This is a genomic window from Streptomyces sp. NPDC107575 (assembly GCF_055657265.1).
The window spans coordinates 316249-337873 of record NZ_JBVKBG010000003.1; the positions used below are offsets into that span (position 1 = coordinate 316249).

Annotated in this window: 22 protein-coding genes; 8 read left to right on the plus strand and 14 right to left on the minus strand. The window is 73.6% G+C overall.

The annotated features are described in order from the left end of the window. Window positions 1-46 precede the first annotated feature (46 nt). The 6 genes from ACZ7L4_RS14665 (at window position 47) to ACZ7L4_RS14690 (ending at window position 7178) form a co-directional block, all read left to right on the plus strand. Complete coding sequence (locus ACZ7L4_RS14665) at window positions 47-1147, plus strand: ADP-ribosylglycohydrolase family protein (protein ID WP_472102500.1); 1101 nt, start codon at window positions 47-49, stop codon at window positions 1145-1147. A 104-nt stretch (window positions 1148-1251) separates the two neighbouring features. Beyond that, window positions 1252-2469 carry an ADP-ribosylglycohydrolase family protein gene (locus ACZ7L4_RS14670; RefSeq protein WP_472102502.1) on the plus strand — a complete coding sequence of 406 codons (1218 nt, stop codon included), beginning with the start codon at window positions 1252-1254 and terminating at the stop codon, window positions 2467-2469. Further along, entirely contained in the window at window positions 2466-3611 is a 1146-nt protein-coding gene (locus ACZ7L4_RS14675; protein WP_472102504.1) for an ADP-ribosylglycohydrolase family protein, read from the plus strand. Before ACZ7L4_RS14670 ends, ACZ7L4_RS14675 begins: the two co-directional genes overlap by 4 nt. Then, window positions 3611-5137: an ADP-ribosylglycohydrolase family protein gene (locus ACZ7L4_RS14680; protein ID WP_472102506.1), complete on the plus strand. Its 1527-nt coding sequence runs from the start codon at window positions 3611-3613 to the stop codon at window positions 5135-5137. The genes ACZ7L4_RS14675 and ACZ7L4_RS14680 overlap by 1 nt, the downstream gene beginning before the upstream one ends. After that, window positions 5134-6351, plus strand: coding sequence for a CaiB/BaiF CoA transferase family protein (locus ACZ7L4_RS14685; RefSeq protein WP_472102507.1), 1218 nt, complete (start codon window positions 5134-5136; stop codon window positions 6349-6351). Before ACZ7L4_RS14680 ends, ACZ7L4_RS14685 begins: the two co-directional genes overlap by 4 nt. Beyond that, the gene (locus tag ACZ7L4_RS14690) at window positions 6348-7178 is read left to right on the plus strand and encodes an HpcH/HpaI aldolase/citrate lyase family protein (protein ID WP_472102508.1); all 831 of its coding nucleotides are present in this window, start codon (window positions 6348-6350) and stop codon (window positions 7176-7178) included. The genes ACZ7L4_RS14685 and ACZ7L4_RS14690 overlap by 4 nt, the downstream gene beginning before the upstream one ends. A 51-nt stretch (window positions 7179-7229) precedes the next feature. On the opposite strand, the gene lgt is transcribed toward ACZ7L4_RS14690, so the two are convergent. The 10 genes from lgt to ACZ7L4_RS14740 all read right to left on the minus strand — a co-directional run bounded on the left by lgt (window position 7230) and on the right by ACZ7L4_RS14740 (window position 15547). Next, window positions 7230-8108 carry a prolipoprotein diacylglyceryl transferase gene (gene lgt / locus ACZ7L4_RS14695; protein WP_472102509.1) on the minus strand — a complete coding sequence of 293 codons (879 nt, stop codon included), beginning with the start codon at window positions 8106-8108 and terminating at the stop codon, window positions 7230-7232. A gap of 73 nt (window positions 8109-8181) precedes the next feature. Continuing rightward, on the minus strand, window positions 8182-8958 hold the full coding sequence (locus ACZ7L4_RS14700; protein ID WP_450817208.1) for a thioredoxin domain-containing protein: 777 nt from the start codon (window positions 8956-8958) through the stop codon (window positions 8182-8184). A gap of 95 nt (window positions 8959-9053) precedes the next feature. After that, window positions 9054-9869 carry a tryptophan synthase subunit alpha gene (gene trpA, locus ACZ7L4_RS14705; protein WP_472102511.1) on the minus strand — a complete coding sequence of 272 codons (816 nt, stop codon included), beginning with the start codon at window positions 9867-9869 and terminating at the stop codon, window positions 9054-9056. Next, window positions 9866-11152 (minus strand): tryptophan synthase subunit beta, encoded by a 1287-nt coding sequence (gene trpB / locus ACZ7L4_RS14710; RefSeq protein ID WP_472102513.1) that lies wholly within the window; start codon window positions 11150-11152, stop codon window positions 9866-9868. The genes trpA and trpB overlap by 4 nt, the downstream gene beginning before the upstream one ends. A 179-nt stretch (window positions 11153-11331) precedes the next feature. Further along, window positions 11332-11478, minus strand: a complete 147-nt coding sequence (gene trpM / locus ACZ7L4_RS14715; protein ID WP_422477779.1) for a tryptophan biosynthesis modulator TrpM — start codon at window positions 11476-11478, stop codon at window positions 11332-11334. Window positions 11479-11488: 10 nt separating this feature from the next. After that, a complete protein-coding gene (gene trpC / locus ACZ7L4_RS14720) occupies window positions 11489-12295 on the minus strand; it encodes an indole-3-glycerol phosphate synthase TrpC (RefSeq protein WP_472102515.1) in 807 nt (268 codons plus the stop codon). A gap of 125 nt (window positions 12296-12420) precedes the next feature. Beyond that, window positions 12421-12894 carry a DUF2752 domain-containing protein gene (locus tag ACZ7L4_RS14725; RefSeq protein ID WP_472102516.1) on the minus strand — a complete coding sequence of 158 codons (474 nt, stop codon included), beginning with the start codon at window positions 12892-12894 and terminating at the stop codon, window positions 12421-12423. A gap of 97 nt (window positions 12895-12991) precedes the next feature. Beyond that, window positions 12992-13243 (minus strand): HGxxPAAW family protein, encoded by a 252-nt coding sequence (locus ACZ7L4_RS14730; RefSeq protein WP_472102518.1) that lies wholly within the window; start codon window positions 13241-13243, stop codon window positions 12992-12994. 103 nt (window positions 13244-13346) lie between these two features. Beyond that, entirely contained in the window at window positions 13347-14003 is a 657-nt protein-coding gene (locus ACZ7L4_RS14735; protein ID WP_472102520.1) for a TIGR02234 family membrane protein, read from the minus strand. Between the two features lie 71 nt (window positions 14004-14074). Next, window positions 14075-15547, minus strand: coding sequence for an anthranilate synthase component I (locus tag ACZ7L4_RS14740; protein WP_472102521.1), 1473 nt, complete (start codon window positions 15545-15547; stop codon window positions 14075-14077). A 78-nt stretch (window positions 15548-15625) separates the two neighbouring features. On the opposite strand from ACZ7L4_RS14740, the gene ACZ7L4_RS14745 reads away from it, so the two are divergent. Beyond that, window positions 15626-16120, plus strand: a complete 495-nt coding sequence (locus ACZ7L4_RS14745; RefSeq protein ID WP_472102523.1) for a hypothetical protein — start codon at window positions 15626-15628, stop codon at window positions 16118-16120. Here the strand turns inward: ACZ7L4_RS14745 and hisI are convergent. Continuing rightward, window positions 16101-16478, minus strand: a complete 378-nt coding sequence (hisI, locus tag ACZ7L4_RS14750) for a phosphoribosyl-AMP cyclohydrolase (RefSeq protein WP_472102524.1) — start codon at window positions 16476-16478, stop codon at window positions 16101-16103. The two genes, ACZ7L4_RS14745 and hisI, sit on opposite strands and share 20 nt — an antisense overlap. A gap of 71 nt (window positions 16479-16549) precedes the next feature. Between hisI and ACZ7L4_RS14755 the strand changes: the two genes are divergently transcribed. Beyond that, window positions 16550-17185, plus strand: a complete 636-nt coding sequence (locus ACZ7L4_RS14755; protein WP_472102526.1) for a TIGR03085 family metal-binding protein — start codon at window positions 16550-16552, stop codon at window positions 17183-17185. Here ACZ7L4_RS14755 and ACZ7L4_RS14760 read toward each other — a convergent pair. The 3 genes from ACZ7L4_RS14760 to bdeA all read right to left on the minus strand — a co-directional run bounded on the left by ACZ7L4_RS14760 (window position 17157) and on the right by bdeA (window position 21514). After that, a complete protein-coding gene (locus tag ACZ7L4_RS14760) occupies window positions 17157-18413 on the minus strand; it encodes a PucR family transcriptional regulator (protein ID WP_472102528.1) in 1257 nt (418 codons plus the stop codon). The two genes, ACZ7L4_RS14755 and ACZ7L4_RS14760, sit on opposite strands and share 29 nt — an antisense overlap. A gap of 102 nt (window positions 18414-18515) precedes the next feature. Then, a complete protein-coding gene (locus ACZ7L4_RS14765; protein WP_472102529.1) occupies window positions 18516-20471 on the minus strand; it encodes a LuxR C-terminal-related transcriptional regulator in 1956 nt (651 codons plus the stop codon). A 110-nt stretch (window positions 20472-20581) separates the two neighbouring features. Further along, window positions 20582-21514, minus strand: coding sequence for a bis(hydroxyethyl) terephthalate hydrolase (gene bdeA / locus ACZ7L4_RS14770; RefSeq protein WP_472102531.1), 933 nt, complete (start codon window positions 21512-21514; stop codon window positions 20582-20584). Window positions 21515-21625: the final 111 nt, after the last annotated feature.

Sequence of the window (21625 nt, forward strand, 5' to 3'; positions counted from 1 at the left end):
GTACCACCAGCACCAGCACAACCCCAGAGATGAGCACGAACACACCATGAGCGTCAGCGTCGAACCGGACCCTCCTTCGGGAGGACCGGCACAGCCACGCAGACTCCGTACCGTTCCGCACCCTCCCCCCGCGGCCGCGATCTCCCTGCGGGACCGCGCCCGCGGGGCGCTCCTCGGCCTCGCCGTCGGTGACGCGCTCGGCGCGCCCGCGGAGAACATGAAGCCGTCCCAGATCCGGGAACGCTGGGGCCGCATCGAGGGCTTCGTCTCCGCCGACCCGGCGGGCACGGACGACACCGAGTACGCGATCTTCTCCGGCCTCCTGCTCGCCGAGCACGGCGCGGGCCTCACCATCGAGCACGTCGAGCGGGCCTGGCACACGTGGATCGCGGACCGCGACGAGGGCCCCTTCAAGGGCGCCGGTTTCAGCGAACGCGGCACGCTCGAGAACCTCCGCCGGGGCCTCGCCGCCCCCATCTCCGCCCAGCACCGGCACGCCTGGAGCGACGGCCTCGCGATGCGCGCGGCACCCTTCGGGGTGTACGCGGCGGGCCGCCCCGCGGAGGCGGCCCGCCTGGTGTCGATCGACGGCACGGTGTCGCACGACGGGGAGGGCATCCACGGCGGCCGCGCGGTCGCCGCGGGGGTCGCGGCGGCCATGGTCAGCCACAACCCGGACGCGGTGGTGCAGGCGGCGCTCTCGGTCGTCCCCGAGGACTCGTGGACGGCGCGCTCCCTGCACCGGGCGGTCTCGACGGCGCGGCGGGCCCGCCGGGACCCGGACGGCACGCAGCTCTCCATGGAGCGGGCCGTCCGCAAGGCCGTCGTCATCGGCGGCTACCCGTGGACGGACCTCGCGCCCGAGGCGGTCGGCCTCGCGTTCGGCGCGTTCGCGGTGGCCCGCGGCGACTTCCGCGAATCGGTCCTCACGGCGGTCAACATGGGCCGCGACGCGGACACGACGGCTGCGGTCGCGGGGGCGTTGGCGGGCGCCCTGTGCGGCGAGTCATCAATCCCCTCGCCCTGGGCGTCGGCGATCGGCCCCGTCCGCGGCAGCTGCCTCCCGTCGATGGCGGGCCGCCACGTCCTCGACGTCGCGGACCACCTGACGCCTCCGCCGCCGGACCGGTCGGGGGCGGTGGCATGAATCCCGATCACGCCTCGGGGCTCCGCCCCGGACCCCGCGCCTCAAACGCCGGCGGGGCTGAATATGCCCACTCCAGCGCAGGCCCGGAAAATCAAGCCCCGCTCTTGGACGAGAGCCAGCGGGGTCCGGGGCGGAGCCCCGAGGCCGCAACCGCATCCGCCGCCACGAACATCAGCCGCATCGAGGGCCTGCTCCTGGGGATCGCCGCAGGGGACGCCGCCGGCTGGCCGTCGGGACGACACCGCGCGGCCCGGCTCCCCGACTGGACCCGCCGCCTCACCCGCGAACTGGACACCTTCGCGGAGCAGAACGCCACCACCACCCTCCCCGTCCCCATCGCCCTGAACCAACCCCCGGAACCCCTCCGCCTGGGCCCCTCGGACGACGCGGAATGGGCCGCCCACACCGCCCACGCCATCCTCGCCGCGCACGCACACGGCCTCGCCGACCTCGACCCCGACCACCGCGTCCGCTCCTCCCTCTCCCTCGCCTGGAACACCCTCGCCGACGAGATCGCCGCGGCGGCGGCCCGCGCCGACGAGATCGAATCCGCCGACATCCCCCTGCGCGCCCGCATCTCCGTCCGCGCCGGCCTCGGCAACCTGGCCGCGGGCCTGCGCCCACCCGCCACAGGACACGACAACCCGCACTACTTCGACGACGCCGCCTGCGTCCGCGCCGCGGTCCTCGCCGCCGTCCACCCCGACAACCCCGAACTCGCCGCGGAACTCGCCGAGTTCGACGCCCGCTACACCCAGGACGGCGACGGCGTGCACGGCGCCCGCGCGATGGCGGCGGCCGTCGCGACCGCGCTCGGCGGCGCGGACGTCGACACCTGCGTGGACGCCGCACTCGCCCAGCTCCCACCCGGCACCGAGATCCACCGCAACGCCCACCGGGCCGTAGAGCTCGGCCGCGCCACGGCCGCGGCCCGCCCCGGACAGCCCGGCAACGCGTTCGCACTGGTCCCCGTCCTGGAACACGAGATCGTCGACCACGTCTACAGCTACGGCATCGCGGCCGCCGAGACCGTCCCCGTGGCGCTCGCCGTCGCGACGGCCGCCGCCGGCTCGGTCGCCGAGGCCGTACCGACCGCGGCCTGCCTGTCCCGCGTCGCGGACTCGGCGCCCGCCCTGACCGGCGCCCTCACCGGCGCGATCGGCGGGGTGGAGGCGCTGCCGCTCACCTGGCGCGACGCCTGCGACATCCTCGCGGGCTGCGCACTGCCGCAACTCGCGGGAACCCGGCTGTCGACCCTCGCGGGACGCCTCGCCCGCGCCACCTCGAACTCCCCCGCAGCGGAAGGAACTTCACCATCATGAGCGTCTCACTGGAGGACCGCACCACCGGCGCCCTCGTCGGCGCAGCCGTGGGCGACGCGCTCGGCGGACCGGTCGAGGGCTGGACGCCGGAGGCCATCGCGGAGCGGCACGGCGGCCGGGTGCGCGGCATCGTGGAGCCGTTCCACAAGGACGACTGGAGGACGGCACGCCCCATCGCCCCGTACCACAAGGGCGACGGCCACGTGACGGACGACACCCTCATGACGCACGCGCTGATCCGCGTCTACGAGAAGGTCCGCGACCACCTCGACGCGTACGCGGTCGCCGACCACCTGGTCCCCGACCTGATCACGACGCCCCGCTGGATCCCGGAACTCGAGGCGGAGGCCCTCCCCCTCCAGCGCATCTTCCTCGCCGAGAAGTGGATCGTCGCGCGCATCCACTACGGGCACATGGACCCGCGCGAGGCGGGCGTCGGCAACATCGTGAACTGCGGCGCGGCGATGTACATGGCGCCGGTCGGCGCGGTCAACGCGGGCAACCCGCTCAAGGCCTACGAGGAGGCCCTCGACGTCGCCGGCGCGCACCAGTCCTCGTACGGCAGGGAGGCGGCGGGCGTCTTCGCGGCGGCGGTGGCGGCGGCGTACAAACCGAACGCCACCCCCGAGTCGGTGGTCGAGGACGCCCTGGCTCTCGCCAAGGACGGCACCCGCTCCGCGATCGAGGCGGTCTGCGAAGTGGCGGCCCGTTACGACGACTTCGAGGACGCGCTGAAGCCGCTGCGCGACGCCGTCACCCCCTTCGACACGGTCGGCCCCGACTACCGCAAGCCGTCGCTCGGCGCCCGCCGCCCCTCCCGCCTGCACGCCATCGAGGAACTCCCCATCGCCCTCGGCATGCTCCTCGTCGGCCGCGGCGACTTCCGGCACACCGTCCTCGGCTCGGTCAACTACGGCCGCGACTGCGACTCGATCGCCACGATGAGCGGGGCGATCGTCGGGGCGCTGTACGGGGAGGGGGCGGTGCCCAAGGAGTGGAGCGCGGAGGTCGCACAGGCCAGCAAACTGGACCTGCACGGCCCGGCGACGGCCCTCGCCCGGGTCACGCGCGAGGTCTACGCGAAGGACCTGGACCGCCGCCGCTCCCACGAAGCCGCGTTCGCGGCGATCGCGGGGGCCTGATGCTCCGCCTCACCTGGGCCCAGCCCGAGGACCTCATCGGCCACGAATTGCGCCAGGCGGAACAGGACGGCCGCGACACCTCCGCTGTGGCAGGCCGGTGGCTCGCGGCGGGCGGCCACCTCGCACCGGCCCGCGCGGGCGCGTCCGCCACCCCGGCGTCACCGGAACTGCGGGCGCTGGCCGAGCAGTTGCTCGACGAACTCGCGACGATGGTGTCACCTCTCGCGGAACCGACGGCCCTGTCGGCGATCGAGTCCGAGACGAGGAACTCTCCCCCACCCCACCCCTTCCCGAAAGTCCTGCCGGACGGGCCTCCTCAAACGCCGGAGGGGCTGATTTCCCAGCCCCTCCGGCGATTGAGGAGCGGGGTCCGGGGCGGAGCCCCGTGGCCGGAGGGGTCGGCGACCCAGTCCCGCTCCGGGGGTCCGGGGGCGGAGCCACCGGTTTCGGGAAGGGGCGGGGTGGGGGAAGAGGACTCCCCGGTCGACCGGCTGCACGCCGCATGGCTCGGCCGCGCCGCCGGGTGCCTGCTCGGCAAGCCCGTCGAGAAGCTCCCCCTCGAAGGGATCCGGGCCATCGCCCGCTCCACCGGGAACTGGCCGCTGAACGGCTGGTTCACCGCGCACAACCTGGACCCCGCCATCGCGGCGACGTACCCCTGGAACCGCCGCAGCGCCCCCACCTCCCTCGCCGAGAACATCGACGGCATGCCGGAGGACGACGACCTCAACTACCCCCTCCTCGCGCTCCTCCTGATCCAGCGTCACGGCACCGACTTCACCACGGACGATGTCGCCAAGCTCTGGCTCGACGAACTCCCCGCCGGCCGCACCTTCACCGCCGAACGCATCGCCTACCGCAACCTCCTCACCGGCCTCGAACCCCCGCACACGGCGACGTACAGAAACCCCTTCCGCGAGTGGATCGGCGCCCAGATCCGCGCCGACGTCTTCGGCTGGATCACCCCCGGCGACCCACGGCACGCCGCCCGTCTCGCCCACCGGGACGCCGTTCTCACCCACACCGCGAACGGCGTCTACGGCGCGATGTTCACGGCCGCCGCCATCGCCACCGCGGCCGACGGCACGTCGGACGTGCACACGGCACTCGCATCCGGCCTGTCCGTCGTCCCCCCGCGATCCCGCTACGCCGCCGCCGTCCGCCTCGGCATCGAACTCGCCCACACCCACGAGGACTTCGACACGGTCGTCGACGAGCTGCACGCCGCCTACGCCGACCACCACTGGGTCCACGTCCTCCCCAACGCCGCCCTCCTCTCCGCCGCCCTCACCCACGCCGACGGCGACTTCGAGGGCTCCATCTGCCGCGCGGTGTCCGGCGGCTGGGACACCGATTCCAACGGCGCGACCGCCGGCTCGCTCGCCGGTCTGCTCGCCGGGCACCCCGACGCACTCGGCGAGCGCTGGACCGCCCCGCTGAAGAACCGGCTCGCCACCACGGTCGCCGGCTTCGACGGCATCGGCTTCGACGAACTGGCCCGGCTCACCCTGGAGGCCCGCGCATGACCACCCCCACCCCCGGCCCCGAAGCACCGCGAGGCCCCCTCGCAGGCCTGCGCGTCCTCGATCTCGCCACCCTCTTCGCCGGACCGATCTGCGCCACGATGCTCGGCGACTTCGGCGCCGAGGTCATCAAGGTGGAACACCCCCGCAGGCCCGACCCGTCCCGCGGCCACGGCCCGTCGAAGGACGGCGTCGGCCTCTGGTGGAAGACGCTCGGCCGCAACAAGAAGAACCTGACCCTCGACCTCTCCTCCCCCGGCGGCCGCGAGGTCCTGCTCAAGCTGGTCGCCGAGTCGGACGTCGTCGTCGAGAACTTCCGCCCCGGCACCCTGGAGAAGTGGCACCTCGGCTGGGACGAGCTGAGCGCCGCCAACCCGCGCCTGGTCCTCGCCCGCGTCACCGGCTTCGGCCAGTTCGGCCCGTACGCCCGCCGCCCCGGCTTCGGCACGCTCGCGGAGGCCATGTCCGGCTTCGCCGCGATCACCGGGCAGCCCGACGGGCCGCCGACCCTGCCGCCGTTCGGCCTCGCCGACTCCATCGCCGCGCTCGCCACCTCGTACGCGATCATGGCGGCCCTGCGTGGCCGCGACACGACGGGCCGCGGCCAGGTCGTCGACATGGCGATCATCGAGCCGATGCTGTCGATCCTCGGCCCCCAGGCCACCTGGTACGACCAGCTCGGCTACGTCCAGCCGCGCACCGGAAACCGTTCCACCAACAACGCCCCGCGCAACACCTACCGCACCAGCGACGACAAGTGGGTCGCGGTCTCCACGTCAGCCCAGTCGATCGCCGAGCGCGTGATGCACCTGGTCGGGCGCCCGGAGTTCATCGACGAGGAGTGGTTCGCGACGGGCTCGGGCCGCGCCGCACACGCCGACGAGCTCGACGCGGCGGTCGGCGGCTGGATCGCCCGGCACACCCGCGACGAGGTGGTCGCGGCCTTCGAGAAGGCGGAGGCCGCCATCGCCCCCATCTACGACGTCCGGGACGTGCTGGCCGACGAGCAGTACCAGGCGCTCGACTCGATCACCGAGCTGCCCGACCCGGACCTCGGCACGGTCAAGATGCAGAACGTCCTCTTCCGCCTCTCCGAGACCCCCGGCGCCATCCGCTGGACGGGCCGCCCGCACGGCGCGGACACGGACGAGATCCTCGACGGTCTCGGCCTGTCGGAGGCGGCCGTCGCGTCCCTGCGGGAGGCTGGTGCGGTATGAGCGCATCGCTGGAGAAGACGTACCTGACCTGGCTGTACGTGCCCGGGGACCGCCCCGACGTCGTCGCCAAGGCGCTCGGCTCCGGCGCCGACGTGGTCCTGGTCGACCTGGAGGACGCGGTCGCCCCCGACCGCAAGGCGTACGCGCTCGACGCCACCGTCGAGCTCCTCGCCGACAAGCACAAGGCGCCGGTGCACGTCCGCGTCAACGCGCTGGACGGTCCGCTCGCCGAGCGGGAGGTGCGCCGCCTCACCCCGCTCCCCGGCCTCGACGCGCTGCGCCTGCCGAAGGTGGCGGGCCCGGCCGACCTGACCCGCGTACAGGAGTGGGCGGTGGAAGTGCCGCCGCTGTACGCCCTGTTGGAGTCGGCGGCGGGTGTCGAGCACGCCTACGACATCGCCGCGCACCACGGTGTGCACGGCATCGCGCTCGGCGAGGCGGACCTGCGCGCCGACCTCGGTGTCACGGACGCGGCGGGCCTCGCGTGGGTGCGCGGCCGGGCGGTCGTGGCGGCGCGCGCGGCCCACCTTCCGCCACCGCCGCAGTCCGTCTATCCGGACGTCCGCGACACGGAGGGTCTGGCCCGCTCCTGCGCCGAGGGCCGCGCCCTGGGCTTTCTCGGCCGCACGGCGATCCACCCCCGCCAGCTCCCGGTGATCGAGGAGGCCTTCCGCCCCACGGAGGCGGAGGTGGCGGCGGCCCGGGAGATCGTGTGCGCGGCGGCCACGGAGGCGGGCGCCCTGGCCCTCCCGGACGGCCGCTTCGTCGACGCGGCGGTGGTGGCGGCCGCGCGCAGAACGCTGCGGCTGGCCGCGTCCGGCACGTAACGGCGAAGGGCGCCGAACCATTCGGTCCGGCGCCCTCGGGACGGATGTCCGTCAGCTCTTCTTGAGCTCCACCTCGTCCTTGGCCTCGTCGTCCGCCTCGGCGGCGTCGTCCCCCGCGCCCGGTTCGACGACCTCTTCGCGGCCCGGCCGCTTCCGCGCCGACAGCACCATGTAGATCACGGCGAGCACGAAGACGCCCAGCGCCGTCCAGCAGTTGAGGCGCAGGCCCAGAATGTGGTGCGCGTCGTCCACGCGCATGTACTCGATCCAGAACCGGCCCACGCAGTACGACGCGACGTACAGCGCGAACGCCCGCCCGTGCCCGAGCCGCCACTTCTTGTCCGCCCAGATGACGAGCAGCGCGACGCCGATGCACCACAGGGACTCGTACAGGAACGTCGGGTGGTACGTGCCCGGCACCCGCCCGTCCGTGTCCGAGGTGATCTTGAGGGCCCACGGCACGTCGGTGGCCCGGCCGTAGAGCTCCTGGTTGAACCAGTTGCCCCAGCGGCCGATGGCCTGGGCGAGGGCGATGCCGGGCGCGATGGCGTCGGCGTAGGCCGGCAGCGGGACGCCGCGGCGGCGGGCCCCGATCCAGGCGCCGACCGCGCCGAGCGCGATGGCGCCCCAGATGCCGAGGCCGCCCTCCCAGACCTTGAAGGCGTCCACCCAGTCACGGCCCTCGCTGAAGTACAGCTCGTAGTCCGTGATGACGTGGTAGAGGCGACCGCCGACCAGGCCGAAGGGCACCGCCCAGACGGCGATGTCGGCGACCGTGCCGGCCCGCCCGCCGCGGGCGACCCAGCGCCGGTTGCCGAGCCAGACGGCCACGAAGACGCCGATGATGATGCAGAACGCGTAGCCGCGCAGCGGAATGGGTCCGAGATAGACCACTCCGCGCTCGGGGCTGGGGATGAAGGCAAGTTCCATGGCAGGTCCGACGCTACCGTGCCGGGCCGCGGGCACGACGGGCAGCCCGGCAACGGCTGCGTAACAGCTCCGACTACTTGTTCGCGTCCTCGACCATCTTCTTGAACTTGGCCGGGGTCAGGGTCTGGTCGCTCAGGATGTCCTTGCCGTTGAGCCGGACCGTCGGCGTCCCGTTGAACTTCGCGTCCTGGAACGCCTTGTACGACTTGTTCACCCAGCTGTCGTGCGTCCCCTTGTTCACACAGGACTTGAACGTGCCCGTGTCGAGGCCGCCGACCTTTCCGGCGAGCTCGATCAGCTTGTCGTTCTTCGCGAAGGCGTCGTCGGTCTCCTCGGGCTGGTTCTCGAACAGCACGTCGTGGTAGTCGCGGAACTTCCCGGCGTCCTGCGCGCAGCCCGCGGCGTTGGCCGCGCGGAGCGAGCCGGTGCCCTGCATGTTCGAGTCGATCAGCGTGACGAGGTGGTAGTTGACCTTGAGCTCACCCGCGTCGGCGAGTTCGTGGATCGTCGAGCGGTAGGTGTCCTCGAAGGTCTTGCAGGCGGGGCAGCGGAAGTCCTCCCAGATCTCCAGCGTCGACTTCGCGCCGGCCTTGCCGACGGGGATCGCCAGCTCGTCCTTGCCGGTGGCGCCCTTCGGCGCGACCACCGGCCCCGAGGCCGCGTCCCCCGAACTGTCGTCGCCCGAATTCGCGGCGACCACCCCGATCACCGCGGCCAGGCCCAGCACACACACCACGGCCGCGCCCACGATCAACGTCCTGCGCCGCTTCTCAGCGGTCTTCTGCTTCTGGCGCTCGGCGGCAAGGCGTTCGCGGGCCGCGCGCTTTCCCTCTCGGTTCTTCTCGCTCACACATGCGCCAACGAACCGGGAAGGCACGAGCGTGCCTCCCCGGTCCGGTTTCCATCCGTATGGGTGACGTAACTCCCTGTTACTACGGGTGGGTTCTAGCCCTTGGGCCGTACGCCCGCGGCGAGTTCAGCGGCGAGGGCGCGCACCGCGTCGAGACCGGCCTTCTCGTCCGGGGCGTCCAGCATCCGCTTCACGAACGCCGAGCCGACGATGACCCCGTCCGCGAAGCCCGCGACCTCCTGGGCCTGCGTCGCGTTGGAGACGCCGAGGCCCACGCAGACCGGAAGGTCGGTGGTGGCCTTGGTGCGCTCGACGAGTTCCTTGGCCTGGTTGCCGACGGACTCGCGGGTGCCGGTGACGCCCATCAGCGACGCGGCGTACACAAAGCCCGAACCGGCCGCCGTGATGGTGGCGAGGCGCTCGTCCTTGCTGCTGGGCGCGACGACGAAGACGGTCGCGAGACCGTGCTTGTCGGCGTGTTCGCGCCACACCGCGGACTCCTGCACCGGCAGGTCCGGCAGGATGCAGCCGGCGCCGCCCGCCTCGGCCAGCTCGGCGGTGAACCGCTCGATGCCGTAGCGGTCGATGGGGTTCCAGTACGTCATGACGAGGACCGGCTTGCCGGTGGCCTCGTGCGCCTCGCGGACGGTGCGCATGACGTCCTTGATCTTCAGGCCGCCGCGCAGCGCGATGTCGTCGGCGGTCTGGATGACCGGGCCGTCGAGCACCGGGTCGGAGTGCGGCAGGCCCACCTCGACCACGTCGGCGCCGCCGTCGAAGGCGGCCTTGACCGCCTCGATGCCGCCGTCGACGGTCGGGAAACCGGCGGGCAGGTAGGCGATGAGGGCGGAGCGGCCCTCGGCCTTCGCACCGGCGAGGGTGTCGTTCAGCAGCTGGATGTTCCCACTCACTTGGCGTCTCCCTCGATCTCGGCCACCTCGGCGTCGGCGTTCGCGGCCACGGCGCCGTCCGTGCCGTACAGGCCGAAGTAGCGTGCGGCCGTGTCCATGTCCTTGTCGCCGCGCCCGGACAGGTTGACGATGATCAGCCCGTCCTTGCCCAGCTCCTTGCCGACGTCGAGGGCGCCCGCGAGGGCGTGCGCCGACTCGATGGCCGGGATGATGCCCTCGGTCTGCGAGAGCAGGCGCAGCGCCTGCATCGCGGCGTCGTCCGTGACCGCGCGGTACTCGCCGCGGCCCGAGTCCTTGAGGTAGGCGTGCTCGGGGCCGATGCCCGGGTAGTCGAGGCCCGCCGAGATCGAGTACGGCTCGGTGATCTGGCCCTCCTCGTCCTGGAGGACGTAGGAGCGGGAGCCGTGCAGGATGCCGGGCTCGCCCGCGCTGAGCGTCGCCGCGTGCTCGCCGGTCTCGATGCCGTGGCCGGCCGGCTCGCAGCCGATCAGGCGGACGTCGGCGTCCGGGATGAAGGCGTGGAACAGGCCGATGGCGTTGGAGCCGCCGCCGACGCAGGCGACGGCGGCGTCGGGCAGCCGGCCGGCGCGCTCCAGGATCTGGCGGCGCGCCTCGACGCCGATGACCCGGTGGAAGTCGCGGACCATGGCGGGGAACGGGTGCGGGCCCGCGACCGTGCCGAACAGGTAGTGCGTGTTGTCGACGTTGGCGACCCAGTCGCGGAACGCCTCGTTGATGGCGTCCTTGAGGGTGCGGGAGCCGGACTTCACGGCCTCGACCTCGGCGCCCAGCATGCGCATCCGGGCCACGTTGAGGGCCTGGCGCTCGGTGTCGATCTCGCCCATGTAGATCTTGCACTCGAGGCCGAGCAGCGCGCAGGCGGTGGCCGTCGCGACGCCGTGCTGGCCCGCGCCGGTCTCGGCGATGACGCGGGTCTTGCCCATGCGCCTGGTGAGCAGGGCCTGGCCGAGCACGTTGTTGATCTTGTGCGAGCCGGTGTGGTTCAGGTCCTCACGCTTGAGGAAGACGCGGGCGCCCCCGGCGTGCTCGGCGAACCGGGGCACCTCGGTGAGGGCCGACGGGCGGCCGGTGTAGTTGACGAGCAGGTCGTCGAGCTCCGCGGCGAAGGCCGGGTCGTTCTTGGCCTTGTCGTACTCGACGGCGACCTCGTCCACGGCGGCGACGAGGGCCTCCGGGATGAACTTGCCGCCGAACGCGCCGAAGTAGCCCTCGGCGCTGGGGATCTGACCCTCGGGGTCGGGAATGAAGTACTCGCTGGGCATGCGTAACCCTCACGGTGAGTTGGGTGGTGACTGGTCGCCGTGGGGGGCGTGGGTGACCGCGCAGCACGTTCCCGCGCCCCTTGCTGGGGCCAAGGTACGTACTGGATCGCGGACGGCGGCGCTTGCTCGCTCGCGCCCGCGCGGCGGTGGCCGCCGGATGTCAGGTAGGACCCGCGCCCCTAAAGGGCGCCTCGCCATCGCATGCCTTGGATCTGGCCGGGCTCCGCGCCGATGTGGTACCTGACCCGCCTGCCGCGCACACGGCGCGCCGGGGCCCGGCAGCCGCGGGGGCGGCAACCGGGAGCGAGGCGGGAGGCGATGGGCATGGGAGTGAGTTTACCGTCCGTGCCGCAGGGCCGGGTGGGTGCCTGCGGCGACGAGGTCGGCGACGGCGGCCTTCGGGTCGCGGCCGGTCACCAGGGACTCGCCGACGAGGACGGCGTCCGCGCCCGCGTTGGCGTACGCGATCAGGTCGTGCGGGCCGCGCACGCCGGACTCGGCCACCTTGACGATGTGGTCCGGGATGTCCGGGGCGACGCGCTCGAAGGTGCCGCGGTCGACCGAAAGGTCCTTGAGATTGCGGGTGTTGATGCCGATGACCTTGGCCCCGGCGTCGACCGCGCGCTCCACCTCGTCCTCGTCGTGCGCCTCGACGAGCGGCGTGAGGCCGATCGACACGGCGCGCTCGATGAGGGACTCCAGGGCGGGCTGCTCCAGGGCCGCGACGATCAGCAGCGCGAGGTCGGCGCCGTACGCGCGGGCCTCCCACAGCTGGTACGAGGTGACGATGAAGTCCTTGCGCAGGACCGGGATGTCGACCTTGGCGCGGACGGCCTCCAGGTCGGCGAGCGAACCGCCGAAGCGGCGCTGCTCGGTGAGGACGGAGATGACGGACGCGCCGCCCGCCTCGTAGTCGGCGGCGAGGGCGGCCGGGTCGGCGATCGCGGCGAGCGCGCCCTTGGAGGGGCTGGACCGCTTGACCTCGCAGATCACCTTGACGCCGTCGCCCTTGAGCGCGGCCACGCCGTCCTTCGCCGGGCGAGCCTTCGCCGCGCGCTCCTTGAGCTCGTCGAGGCTGACGCGCGCCTGCCGCTCCGCAAGGTCGGCACGGACTCCGTCGATGATCTCGTCGAGCACACTCACGCGAGCGGACTCCTTTCCGGGCATCCCCTGGGTGTTCATCTGGTCCTTGTGAATGGTATCCGTCGAAGGGCGAAGGTCCCGCATCCGGTTGACGTCGGTCCCACTACCTGGACAGATGCAGTTGATCAAGGGCTTAGGAAGCCACCGAGCGGCAGGTTCCGGACAACCGTGAAGGCGAGCACGACGCCACCGAGGACCCACAGCTGTACGCGGCCGAGCGCGAAGCTCACGCTCCTGCCGCGGGCCGCCCGCACCGCCCACACCGTCCACAGGACGGCGAAGAGGGCGTAGCCGACGACGGCGAGGGCATTGGCGCCGAGCGCGCCCGTGAGGTCCCCGTGCGCGACCGCGTGGGCGCTGCGCAGGCCGCCGCAGCCGGGGCAGTAGGCGCCGGTGAGCTGGAGGAAGGGGCAGGCCGGGTAGTGGCCGGGTTCGTTCGGGTCGACGGCGCCCACATAGGCGAACGCGAGGGCGACCCCGCCCAGCACGCCGAGCGGGACCCCGAGCCGGCGCAGGGCGCCGAAGCGGGCGGGGGCGGTGTCGACGCCGGGGTCGGCGTCGGATTCGGTCGTCTCCACGGTCACCCGTGAATTCTGCATCCGCGGGCCCCGGACCGCTCCCCGGGAAACACGAAAGGGGCGCGGCAGCCGGTCGGTCGGCCGCCCCGCCCCTCTCGCGGGTCTACTGTACGAGGACTCAGGCCTCGGAGCCCGCGGGCTGCGCCGCCGCGGTGGACTTGAGCTGCAGCTCGGCACGCTTCGGCTTGCCCATGCCCATGGCGCTCATCAGTCCGCCGGCGATCGCGGCGATCGCCAGCAGGGCCATGCCGGCCCAGAACCCGGCGACGTTGCCCATCACCATGAAGGCGCCCGCGACACAGAAACCGATGAAGGCGATGATGACACCGGTCCAGGCGGCCGGGGTGTGTCCGTGGCTGCTGTCCGCCATGGCTTGCTCCTCGTTGCTTATGGCCTATGCGTACGCATGGCGTACGACGTTCCTGTCTATTGTCCCGTACCCGCGAGCGAGCCCGGAACGCGGGGTACGGCGGCTATGCGCCGGTCGGGTCCTCGCCGCGGTCGAGGGCCTTCCACAGCTCCTCGGGGCGGTCCGGGTCCACGGCCTTGGCACGGCGGGTCCGGGGGGCGCCGGAACGCTCGTAGCGGCCGCCCATCGACGGCCAGGCCGCGCCGTACACCACGGCGAGGATCCCGGCGATCAGGATGAGCGCGCCGCCTGCCGCGGAGACGTAGGGCCACGCGGTGCTGCTGAGCGCGTGGATCGTCGCGGAGGCGTCTCCGGCGGCCTGCGCCGCCTTCTCGTCGAGCGCGGCGCTGTCGCCCGCGCCGAGCACGGCGGCGGCGACGGCGCCCGCCCCGCTGAGCGCGAGCAGGAGGGCGACCAGGACGCGGCCGACCTTGCGGACCGCGAACACGGCGACGAGCGCGGCGAGGCCCACTATGGCGAGGGCCGCGGGGACGCCCGTGACGTCGCTGCCCTTCGCGGTCAGCGGCAGCTTGCCGCCGGCGACCGCGGCGACACCGGAGCACCACTCCTGCCGGGAGGCGAGCAGGGCGATCGCGGCTCCCGCGGCGCCGCAGAGCAGGGCGACGGCGAGGCTGCGCCTGCCGTTCGGCGAGGAAGCGGCCGGCTCGGCCGACTCGGCGGCATCGGTACGGGGGTGCGGTACAGCAGTCACGTACTCCACTATCGCCCCTGTGCGCGGGTTTGCGTGAGCCGGGGCCCGGAGTCGTGCGTCACGTCACAGGGCGTTCCGCGTCACATCCGGTTCGCGGTGTGCACGGCGCGCAGGACGGCCGCCGCCTTGTTGCGGCACTCGGTGTCCTCGGCGACCGGGTCGGAGTCGGCGACGACCCCCGCGCCCGCCTGTACGTACGCCGTGCCCTCGCGCAGCAGCGCGGTGCGGATCGCGATGGCGGTGTCGGAGTCGCCCGCGAAGTCGAGGTAGCCGACGCAGCCGCCGTAGACGCCCCGGCGCGACGGCTCCAGCTCGTCGATGATCTGCAGGGCGCGCGGCTTCGGGGCGCCGGACAGGGTGCCCGCGGGGAAGCATGAGGTCAGCACGTCGAAGGCGGTGCGGCCCTCGGCGACCTGCCCGGTCACCGTCGACACGATGTGCATGACGTGCGAGTACTTCTCGATGGACATGAAGTCGACGACCTCGACGGAGCCGGGCTCGCAGACCCGCCCCAGGTCGTTGCGCCCGAGGTCGACGAGCATCAGGTGCTCGGCCCGCTCCTTGGGGTCGCCGAGCAGTTCCTCGGCGAGGTCGTGGTCCTCCTGCGGCGTCGCGCCGCGCGGCCGGGTCCCGGCGATGGGGTGCACCATGGCGCGCCCGTCCTCGACCTTGACGAGCGCCTCGGGCGAGGAGCCGACGACGTCGAATCCGTCGAAGCGGAACAGGTACATGTACGGGGACGGGTTCGTGGCCCGCAGCACCCGGTAGACGTCCAACGCGCTTGCCGTACAGGGGGTTTCGAAGCGCTGGGAGGGGACGACCTGGAATGCCTCGCCCGCCCGGATGCGCTCCTTGATGTCCTCGACGGCGTCCTGGTACTGCTTGCCGCCCCACAGCGCCGTGAACTCCGGCAGCTCCGACGCCGGGAGGGCGGTCGGGGCCGTCTCGGCCGGCTTGGCGAGGTCGGCCTCCATGGCGTCGAGGCGGGCGACGGCGTCGGCGTGGGCCTCGTCGACGCCGGTCTCCAGGTCGTTGTGGTTGATCGCGTTGGCGATGAGGAGGACGGAGCCGTCCCAGTGGTCGAGCACGGCGAGGTCGCTGGTGAGCAGCATCGTCAGCTCGGGCAGCTTCAGGTCGTCGCGCTCGCCGGGGCCGACCTTCTCCAGACGGCGCACGATGTCGTAGCCGAGGTAGCCGACCATGCCGCCGGTGAACGGGGGCAGGCCCTCGTAGCGCGGCGTGTGCAGCGTCTGCACGGTGGCGCGCAGGGCGGCGAGCGGGTCGCCGTCGACGGGGACACCGACGGGCGGCGTGCCGAGCCAGTGGGCCTGGCCGTCGCGCTCGGTCAGGGTGCCGGCGGAGCGGACGCCGACGAACGAATAGCGGGACCAGGAGCGGCCGTTCTCCGCGGACTCCAGGAGGAACGTGCCGGGCCGCTCGGCGGCGAGCTTGCGGTACAGACCGACGGGGGTGTCGCCGTCCGCGAGGAGCTTGCGGCTGACGGGGATCACTCGGCGGTCGGTCGCGAGCTTGCGGAAGGTCTCGAGGTCCATGGCAGGAGCCTACTTCCGTCCGGGGGACGTCCCGCGCGCCTGGTCGAGGGGTGGACGGCGCCCCGCTAGAAGGGAGCGGTGACGAAGACCAAGAGCCACCGAAACCCCCGCATGAAGAGCGTCCTGTCAGGGATCGCCCTCGCCGCCGTCGCCGTGACCGCGTTGACCGGTGCGGCGCCCGCCCCGGACGGCTGGGCCGCGCCCGCTCCCGGCGATGTCGAGGCGCGGGTGCGGGCCGCCGGCCTGGAGATGCTCGACTCCGAGAAGCTGACCATGCACATCCACCCCCACCTCACGGTGTACGCCGGCGGCCGCCAGGTGACCGTGCCCGCGGACATCGGCATCGACCGCTCGGGCAAGAAGCCGCGCTTCAGCCCGCTGCACACGCACGACACCAGCGGCACCCTGCACGTGGAGTCGGCGCAGTGGCAGGACTTCACGCTCGGCCAGTTCCTCACCGAGTGGGGTGTGCGCCCCCTGTGTCTGGCCGAGGTCGACGGCAACCAGGTGGCCGGGGACCCGGCCTCGATCGTCCTCCGGGACCGTCAGGAGATCACGCTGCGCTGTCGCTGACCGGCAGCTCGTCGCGGTCGAAGCAGGTCCGGGCGCCGGTGTGGCAGGCGGCGCCCACCTGGTCGACCTTCACGAGCACCGTGTCGGCGTCGCAGTCGAGGGCGACCGACTTCACGTGCTGGAAGTGGCCCGAGGTGTCGCCCTTGACCCAGTACTCCTGGCGGCTGCGCGACCAGTACGTGCAGCGTCCTGTGGTCAGGGTGCGGTGCAGCGCCTCGTCGTCCATCCAGCCGAGCATGAGCACCTCGCCGGTGTCGTACTGCTGGGCGATGGCGGGGACCAGGCCGTCGGCGCTGCGCTTGAGGCGCGCGGCGACGGCCGGGTCGAGGCTGCTGCGGGGTGCGGGCGCGCTGGTCATGTGGACCATTGTGCCGCGCCGAGTCGCACGTCCACTGTCCGGTGCGGCGCGGCCGGTCGTAGGCTGGCGGCATGTCGACCCATGCCAAGCGTGAACGACTTCTGCTCGCCGATCTGTTGGAGGCCTCGGGCCCCGACGCCCCCACGCTCTGTGAGGGCTGGAACACGCGGGACCTCGCCGCGCACGTGGTGGTGCGCGAGCGCCGCCCGGACGCTGCGGGCGGCCTCCTCGTCAAACAGCTCGCCGGGCGCCTGGAGCGGGTGCAGGCCGAGTTCGCGGAGAAGCCGTACGAGGAGCTGATCCAGCTGATCCGTACCGGTCCGCCGCGGTTCTCGCCGTTCTCGCTCAAGCAGATCGACGAGGCGTCGAACGCGATCGAGTTCTACGTCCACACCGAGGACGTCCGCCGTGCGCAGCCCGACTGGACGCCGCGCGAGCTCGACCCGGTCTTCGCCGACGTCCTGTGGTCGCGCCTGGAGCGGATGGCGCGGGTGATGGGCCGCAAGGCGCCCGTCGGCCTGGTGCTGCGCCGCCCGGACGGGCAGACGGCGGTGGCCCACCGCGGCGCCCCCGTGGTCACGGTCACGGGCGCGCCCTCGGAGCTGGTGATGTTCGCGTTCGGCCGGCAGGAGGCGGCGGACGTGGAGATGGAGGGCGAGAAGTCGGCGGTCGAGCGGCTCACGGAGACGAAGGCGCTGGGCCTCTGACCGCCTGAGGCGCCAGCCGGTACGCGCTGAGTGCGAGTCCCAGTTCGACGAGGTCGGCGGGGCGGGCGAGGCTCCGCCCTGTGAGCTGCTCGCAGCGGCGCAGCCGGTTCAGGACCGTGTTGCGGTGGCAGTAGAGGCGGGCGGCGGCGCGCTGCGCGGAGCCGTCGCAGTCCAGCCAGGCCGTCAGCGTGTCGAGCAGCAGGGTGCGATCGGCCTGCGGCAGGGCGAGCAGCGGACCGAGCACGCGGTCGGCGAGGAGTCGGCCGAGCGCGGGCGCGGCGGCGACGAGCGCGGCGGGCAGCTGCTCGTCCAGGAGCACGGTGCCGCCGTCCTGCGGGCAGACGCGCAGCGCGGTCTCGGCGAACCGGCGGGCGCCGCCCACCGCGGCGAGCCCTTCGACGGCGGGGCTGACGCCGACGCGGAGGCCGGGCTCGCGGCGGCAGAACTCCCGTACTCCCGCCGCGAGTTGAGCGACCTCCAGCTCGCCCAGGTCGACGATGGCGCGTTCGGTGTCGGCGGCGGTGTGCCACACGGCCCGTACGGCGCCCGGCAGCGTGGGCCGCGGGGTGCCCCGGCCGCCGCGGACGGCGATCAGCACCGCGTACCGGCCGCCTTCCGGCAGGTCGAGCGCGGTGGCGGCGTCCGGCAGGTCGGCGATGCGGAGCGCGCCGTCGAGGAGGGCGGCGGCCATGAGGCGGCGCCGGTTCTCGCGCCGCCAGGTGAGTTCGCGCTCGGCGCGCCGATAGGACTCGGCGACGTGCGTGCAGTGCTCGTCGACGAAATTCCACACGTCGACGGCGAGGTGGACAAGGAGATGCGCGTCCTCGGGGTGCCGCAGGGTCACCTCGTCGACGAGCGCCTGCCAGACCAGGGCGCCGCCGAGCCGGAAGGCGTGCGACACGGCGTCGAGCGGGAAGCCGCGGGCCGCGCGGTCGGCGCCGATCCGGGCGGAGCAGGCGCGGGCGGCGTCCCGGTTGCGCGGCGGATCGAGCAGCGAGGCGATGCTGTGCCGCAGCGAGCGCTGGATCTCCGCGCGTACGTCGCCGGGGTCCGCCTCGATGGCGGCGCGGTAGGCCGGCTCCTGCTCGTACAGCTCGGCCGCCAACCGCGCGGTGAGCGCGGGGAGTTGACCGAGGAGCGGCCGCGCCGCACGCCGCAGCACGGCGACCGCGTCCGACCCGGCGCCGGCCCGTGCTTGAGGTCGGGGACGTACGAGATGCGCGGGCATGGCGGTCCTCCACGGCTCGGCTCACGAGTCCGCAGAATGACATACCGTCTGGTCGGTCTCCAGCCCTCGGAGGAAACGAGCAGGTCACCGTGTGGTGACGGCTCAGGGCTCGGTGCGGTCCACCAGGCGGGCCAGTTCGACGCGGGAGCGGATGCCGAGCCGGTCGAAGACGTTGCGCAGATGGTGGTCCACCGTGCGGGGGCTCACCGAGAGGCGGCGGGCGACCTCGCGGTTGGTGTCGCCCTTCGCGACGCGGCGGGCGATGCGCAGCTGCTGGGGCGTCAACTCGGCCAGCCTGCCGGGCGGTTCGCCCGCCGCCGCCGACTCCCCCGTGGCGCGCAGTTCGGCGCCCGCCTGCGCCGCCCAGACCGTCGCGCCGCACCGCTCGAAGGCCACCAGGGCGTCCCGCAGCACCGCACGGGCCCGCGCCGGGCGCCGGGTGCGGCGCAGCCACTTGCCGTAGAGGGCGAGGGTGCGGGCCCGCTCGAAGTCGCCGCCCGCCCGCTCGTGCCGGGCCAGCGACTCCTCGAAGCGGGACTCGGCCGTCGCCGGGTCGCCCGCCGCCAACAGGGCACGGCAGCGCGCGAGTTGCGCCGGGGCGAGCGGATCGTGGCCGCGTTCGACCCACACCGTGAACTCGCCGACCGCGGCCTCGGCGCCGCCCGGTTCGCCCGCGAGCACCGCCGCCTCCACCAGGCAGGGCACGGCCAGCATTCGGATGCCGAAGTGCCCCCGCCGGGGGCCCGGGGCGACGAGCGGCCCGAGCCGGGCGGCGGCCCGTGCCGTGTCGCCGCGTGCCAGGTCCGCGCGGGCCAGGGCCCATTGGGCGAGCGTCGCGGCCTGTACGAGCCCGTGCCGGTGGGCGACGTGCTGCGCGGCGGCGGCGTGCCGGGCGACGGTGTCGACGTCGCGGTCGAGCGAGGCGACGAGGGCGAGGACGGCGTGCTGGTGCGCGAGCACGTTGCGCTGCCCCGCGGCGAGCGCGGCCCGCACACCTTCCTCGGCGTGGGCGCGGGCGCGGACGTGCCGCCCGGCGCGCAGCTCACCGTAGGCGAGCAGTTCCAGGGCGCGCGGCAGTTCGGCGTCCGCGTCCCGGTCCCGGGCGGCGGCCAGGGCCCTGCTGCCCAAGCGGCAGGCCGCCTCCACGTCCCCGGCGACGAGGGCCGCGGCCCCGGCCCGCAGCAGCGCCCCCGGCTCCCGCTCCCCTGCCGAGCGCGCCACGACCCGCCGCAACGCGACCCGCCCCACCCCCGCACGCGCCCCGAGGGACGCGGCCATGCCGACCCGGTAGTCGACAGCGGAGAGCGCGGGGGCCGCCGCGCGCGCACGGCCGCCGTGCTCGACCGCCTCCCGGTAGCCGCGCGCGTCCCCAAGGGCCCAGGCCGCCTCCGCCGCGCCGAGGCGCGCTTCGAGGGCGGCCGGTTCGGCGCACAGGCGGGCCGCCAGCAGGAGGGATTCACGGGCGTCCGCCACCGGGCCGTCCCGCAGCGCCAGCAGGCCGCGGACCAGCGCGGCACGGCCACGTACGACGTCGGAGCCCGCCGTGTCGCCCACCTGGCCGAGGAGTTCGCGCGCCCGGTGCGGGCGGCCCGCCAGGCGCGCGTGGTCCGCCGCCGCGACCAGGCGCTCGGCGCGGACCGCCGGGTCGTCGGCGAGGCCGGCCGCGTGGGCGAGGGCCGTGCAGCGCTCTCCGTGGGGCGCGTCCTGTGCCGCGGCCAGTTCCGCGCCGAGGGCCGGGTCCGGGTAGGGCGCGGCGAGCGAGCGGTGCAGCAGGCGCGCCGAGCGCTGCCGCTCCCCCGTCGCCGCGGCCGCGAGCAGCCGGTGCGCGGCCCTGCGCCGCTCCGGCCCCACGGCCTCGTACAGCCTGCGCCGCCCCGGCAGCCGCAGCCGGCCGTCGGGGCCGCGGTTCAGGCCCGCCCGCTCGGCCGCGTCGAGCGCGGCCGCGCCGAGCCCGGCCGCCGCGGCGGCCCGCAGCACGAGCCCCGCGTCGACACCGGCCCCCTCGGGGTCGGCCTCGTACGCGGCGGCGGCAAGCAACAGGACGGTTCTTCCGCTCACTTGGCGCACGGTAGCGCCGAACCGCCGCACGCACAGCGCCGGTTGGGCGGGAACCCAACCGGCGCTTGCGTACGCTGTACCGACGCACAGGGCGTCGGAGCCTCACAACGTCACGAGGTGTGCGGGCAGTTGCCCCGGTACTCCGCGATCGTCAGGCTCGAACTCGGCAGCGGGCAGAGGAACTGCTCGTACCGGGTGTCGTTGTCGATGAACCTCTTGAGCCACGAGATGCTGTACTTCGCGATCGTGGTGTTGGACGTGTTCGGCGTGAAGTGCGTGGCGCCGCGCAGCTCCAGATACGCCTTGTCCAGCGAGCCGGGAAGGCTCTGATAGAAGGGCTCGGAGTGCGAGGCGACCGGCGCGATGGTGTCGCCGTCGGCGCCCACGACGAGCGTCGGGGTCTTGACCTCGGGCCAGGTCTTGTCGAGGTTCCAGCCGGTCAGCGGGATCGCGGCCTGGAGCGAGGGCCGACTCTTGGCGGCCTCCAGCGTGCCGCCGCCGCCCATGGAGTGACCCATGACGCCGAGCCGGCTCGTGTCGATGCGGGTGCGCACCGAGCTCTTCTCGGTCAAGTAGTCGAGCGCGGACAGGAGTTGCCTGCCGCGGCTGTCCGGCTGGTCGAGCGTGGTGTTGGTGTCGATGGTGAAGACGACGAAGCCCTGCGAGGCGAGGCGCGGGCCCAGCCAGGCGATGGACGACTGGTACGCCGTGTAGCCCGGCGAGATGGCGACGGCGCCGAACGTGCCGTCCGACGTCGACGTCGGATAGTAGATGGTGCCGCCGCCGAAGCCGCTCACGCTCAGCGAGGACACGGAGGTCTGCGAGACGGCGTAGGAGCCGCGCGAGGCCTCGATGCTGGAGACGGTCGGGGCGGGGCCGCGCTCGTAGGGGTTCTCGGCCGCCTCCGCGGTCAGCGCCTGCTGGGTGGCGAGGCCGCCGAGGGCGAGGAGGGTGGCAAGTCCCGTACGGATGAGGCGGGTTCGGAATCTGCTCGCGGCTCGCCCTGCGTGCACGGGGGGCGCCGCACTTCTGTGCTGCTGCACGATGACGCGTTCCTCTCGGGAGGGCGGAGCCCGTCCCGAGGGCGCCGCCGTGGTCACTGACAGCGACCACGGTGGCGCCGGTTCCGCCTCACCCGCATCGGCGAAATCACC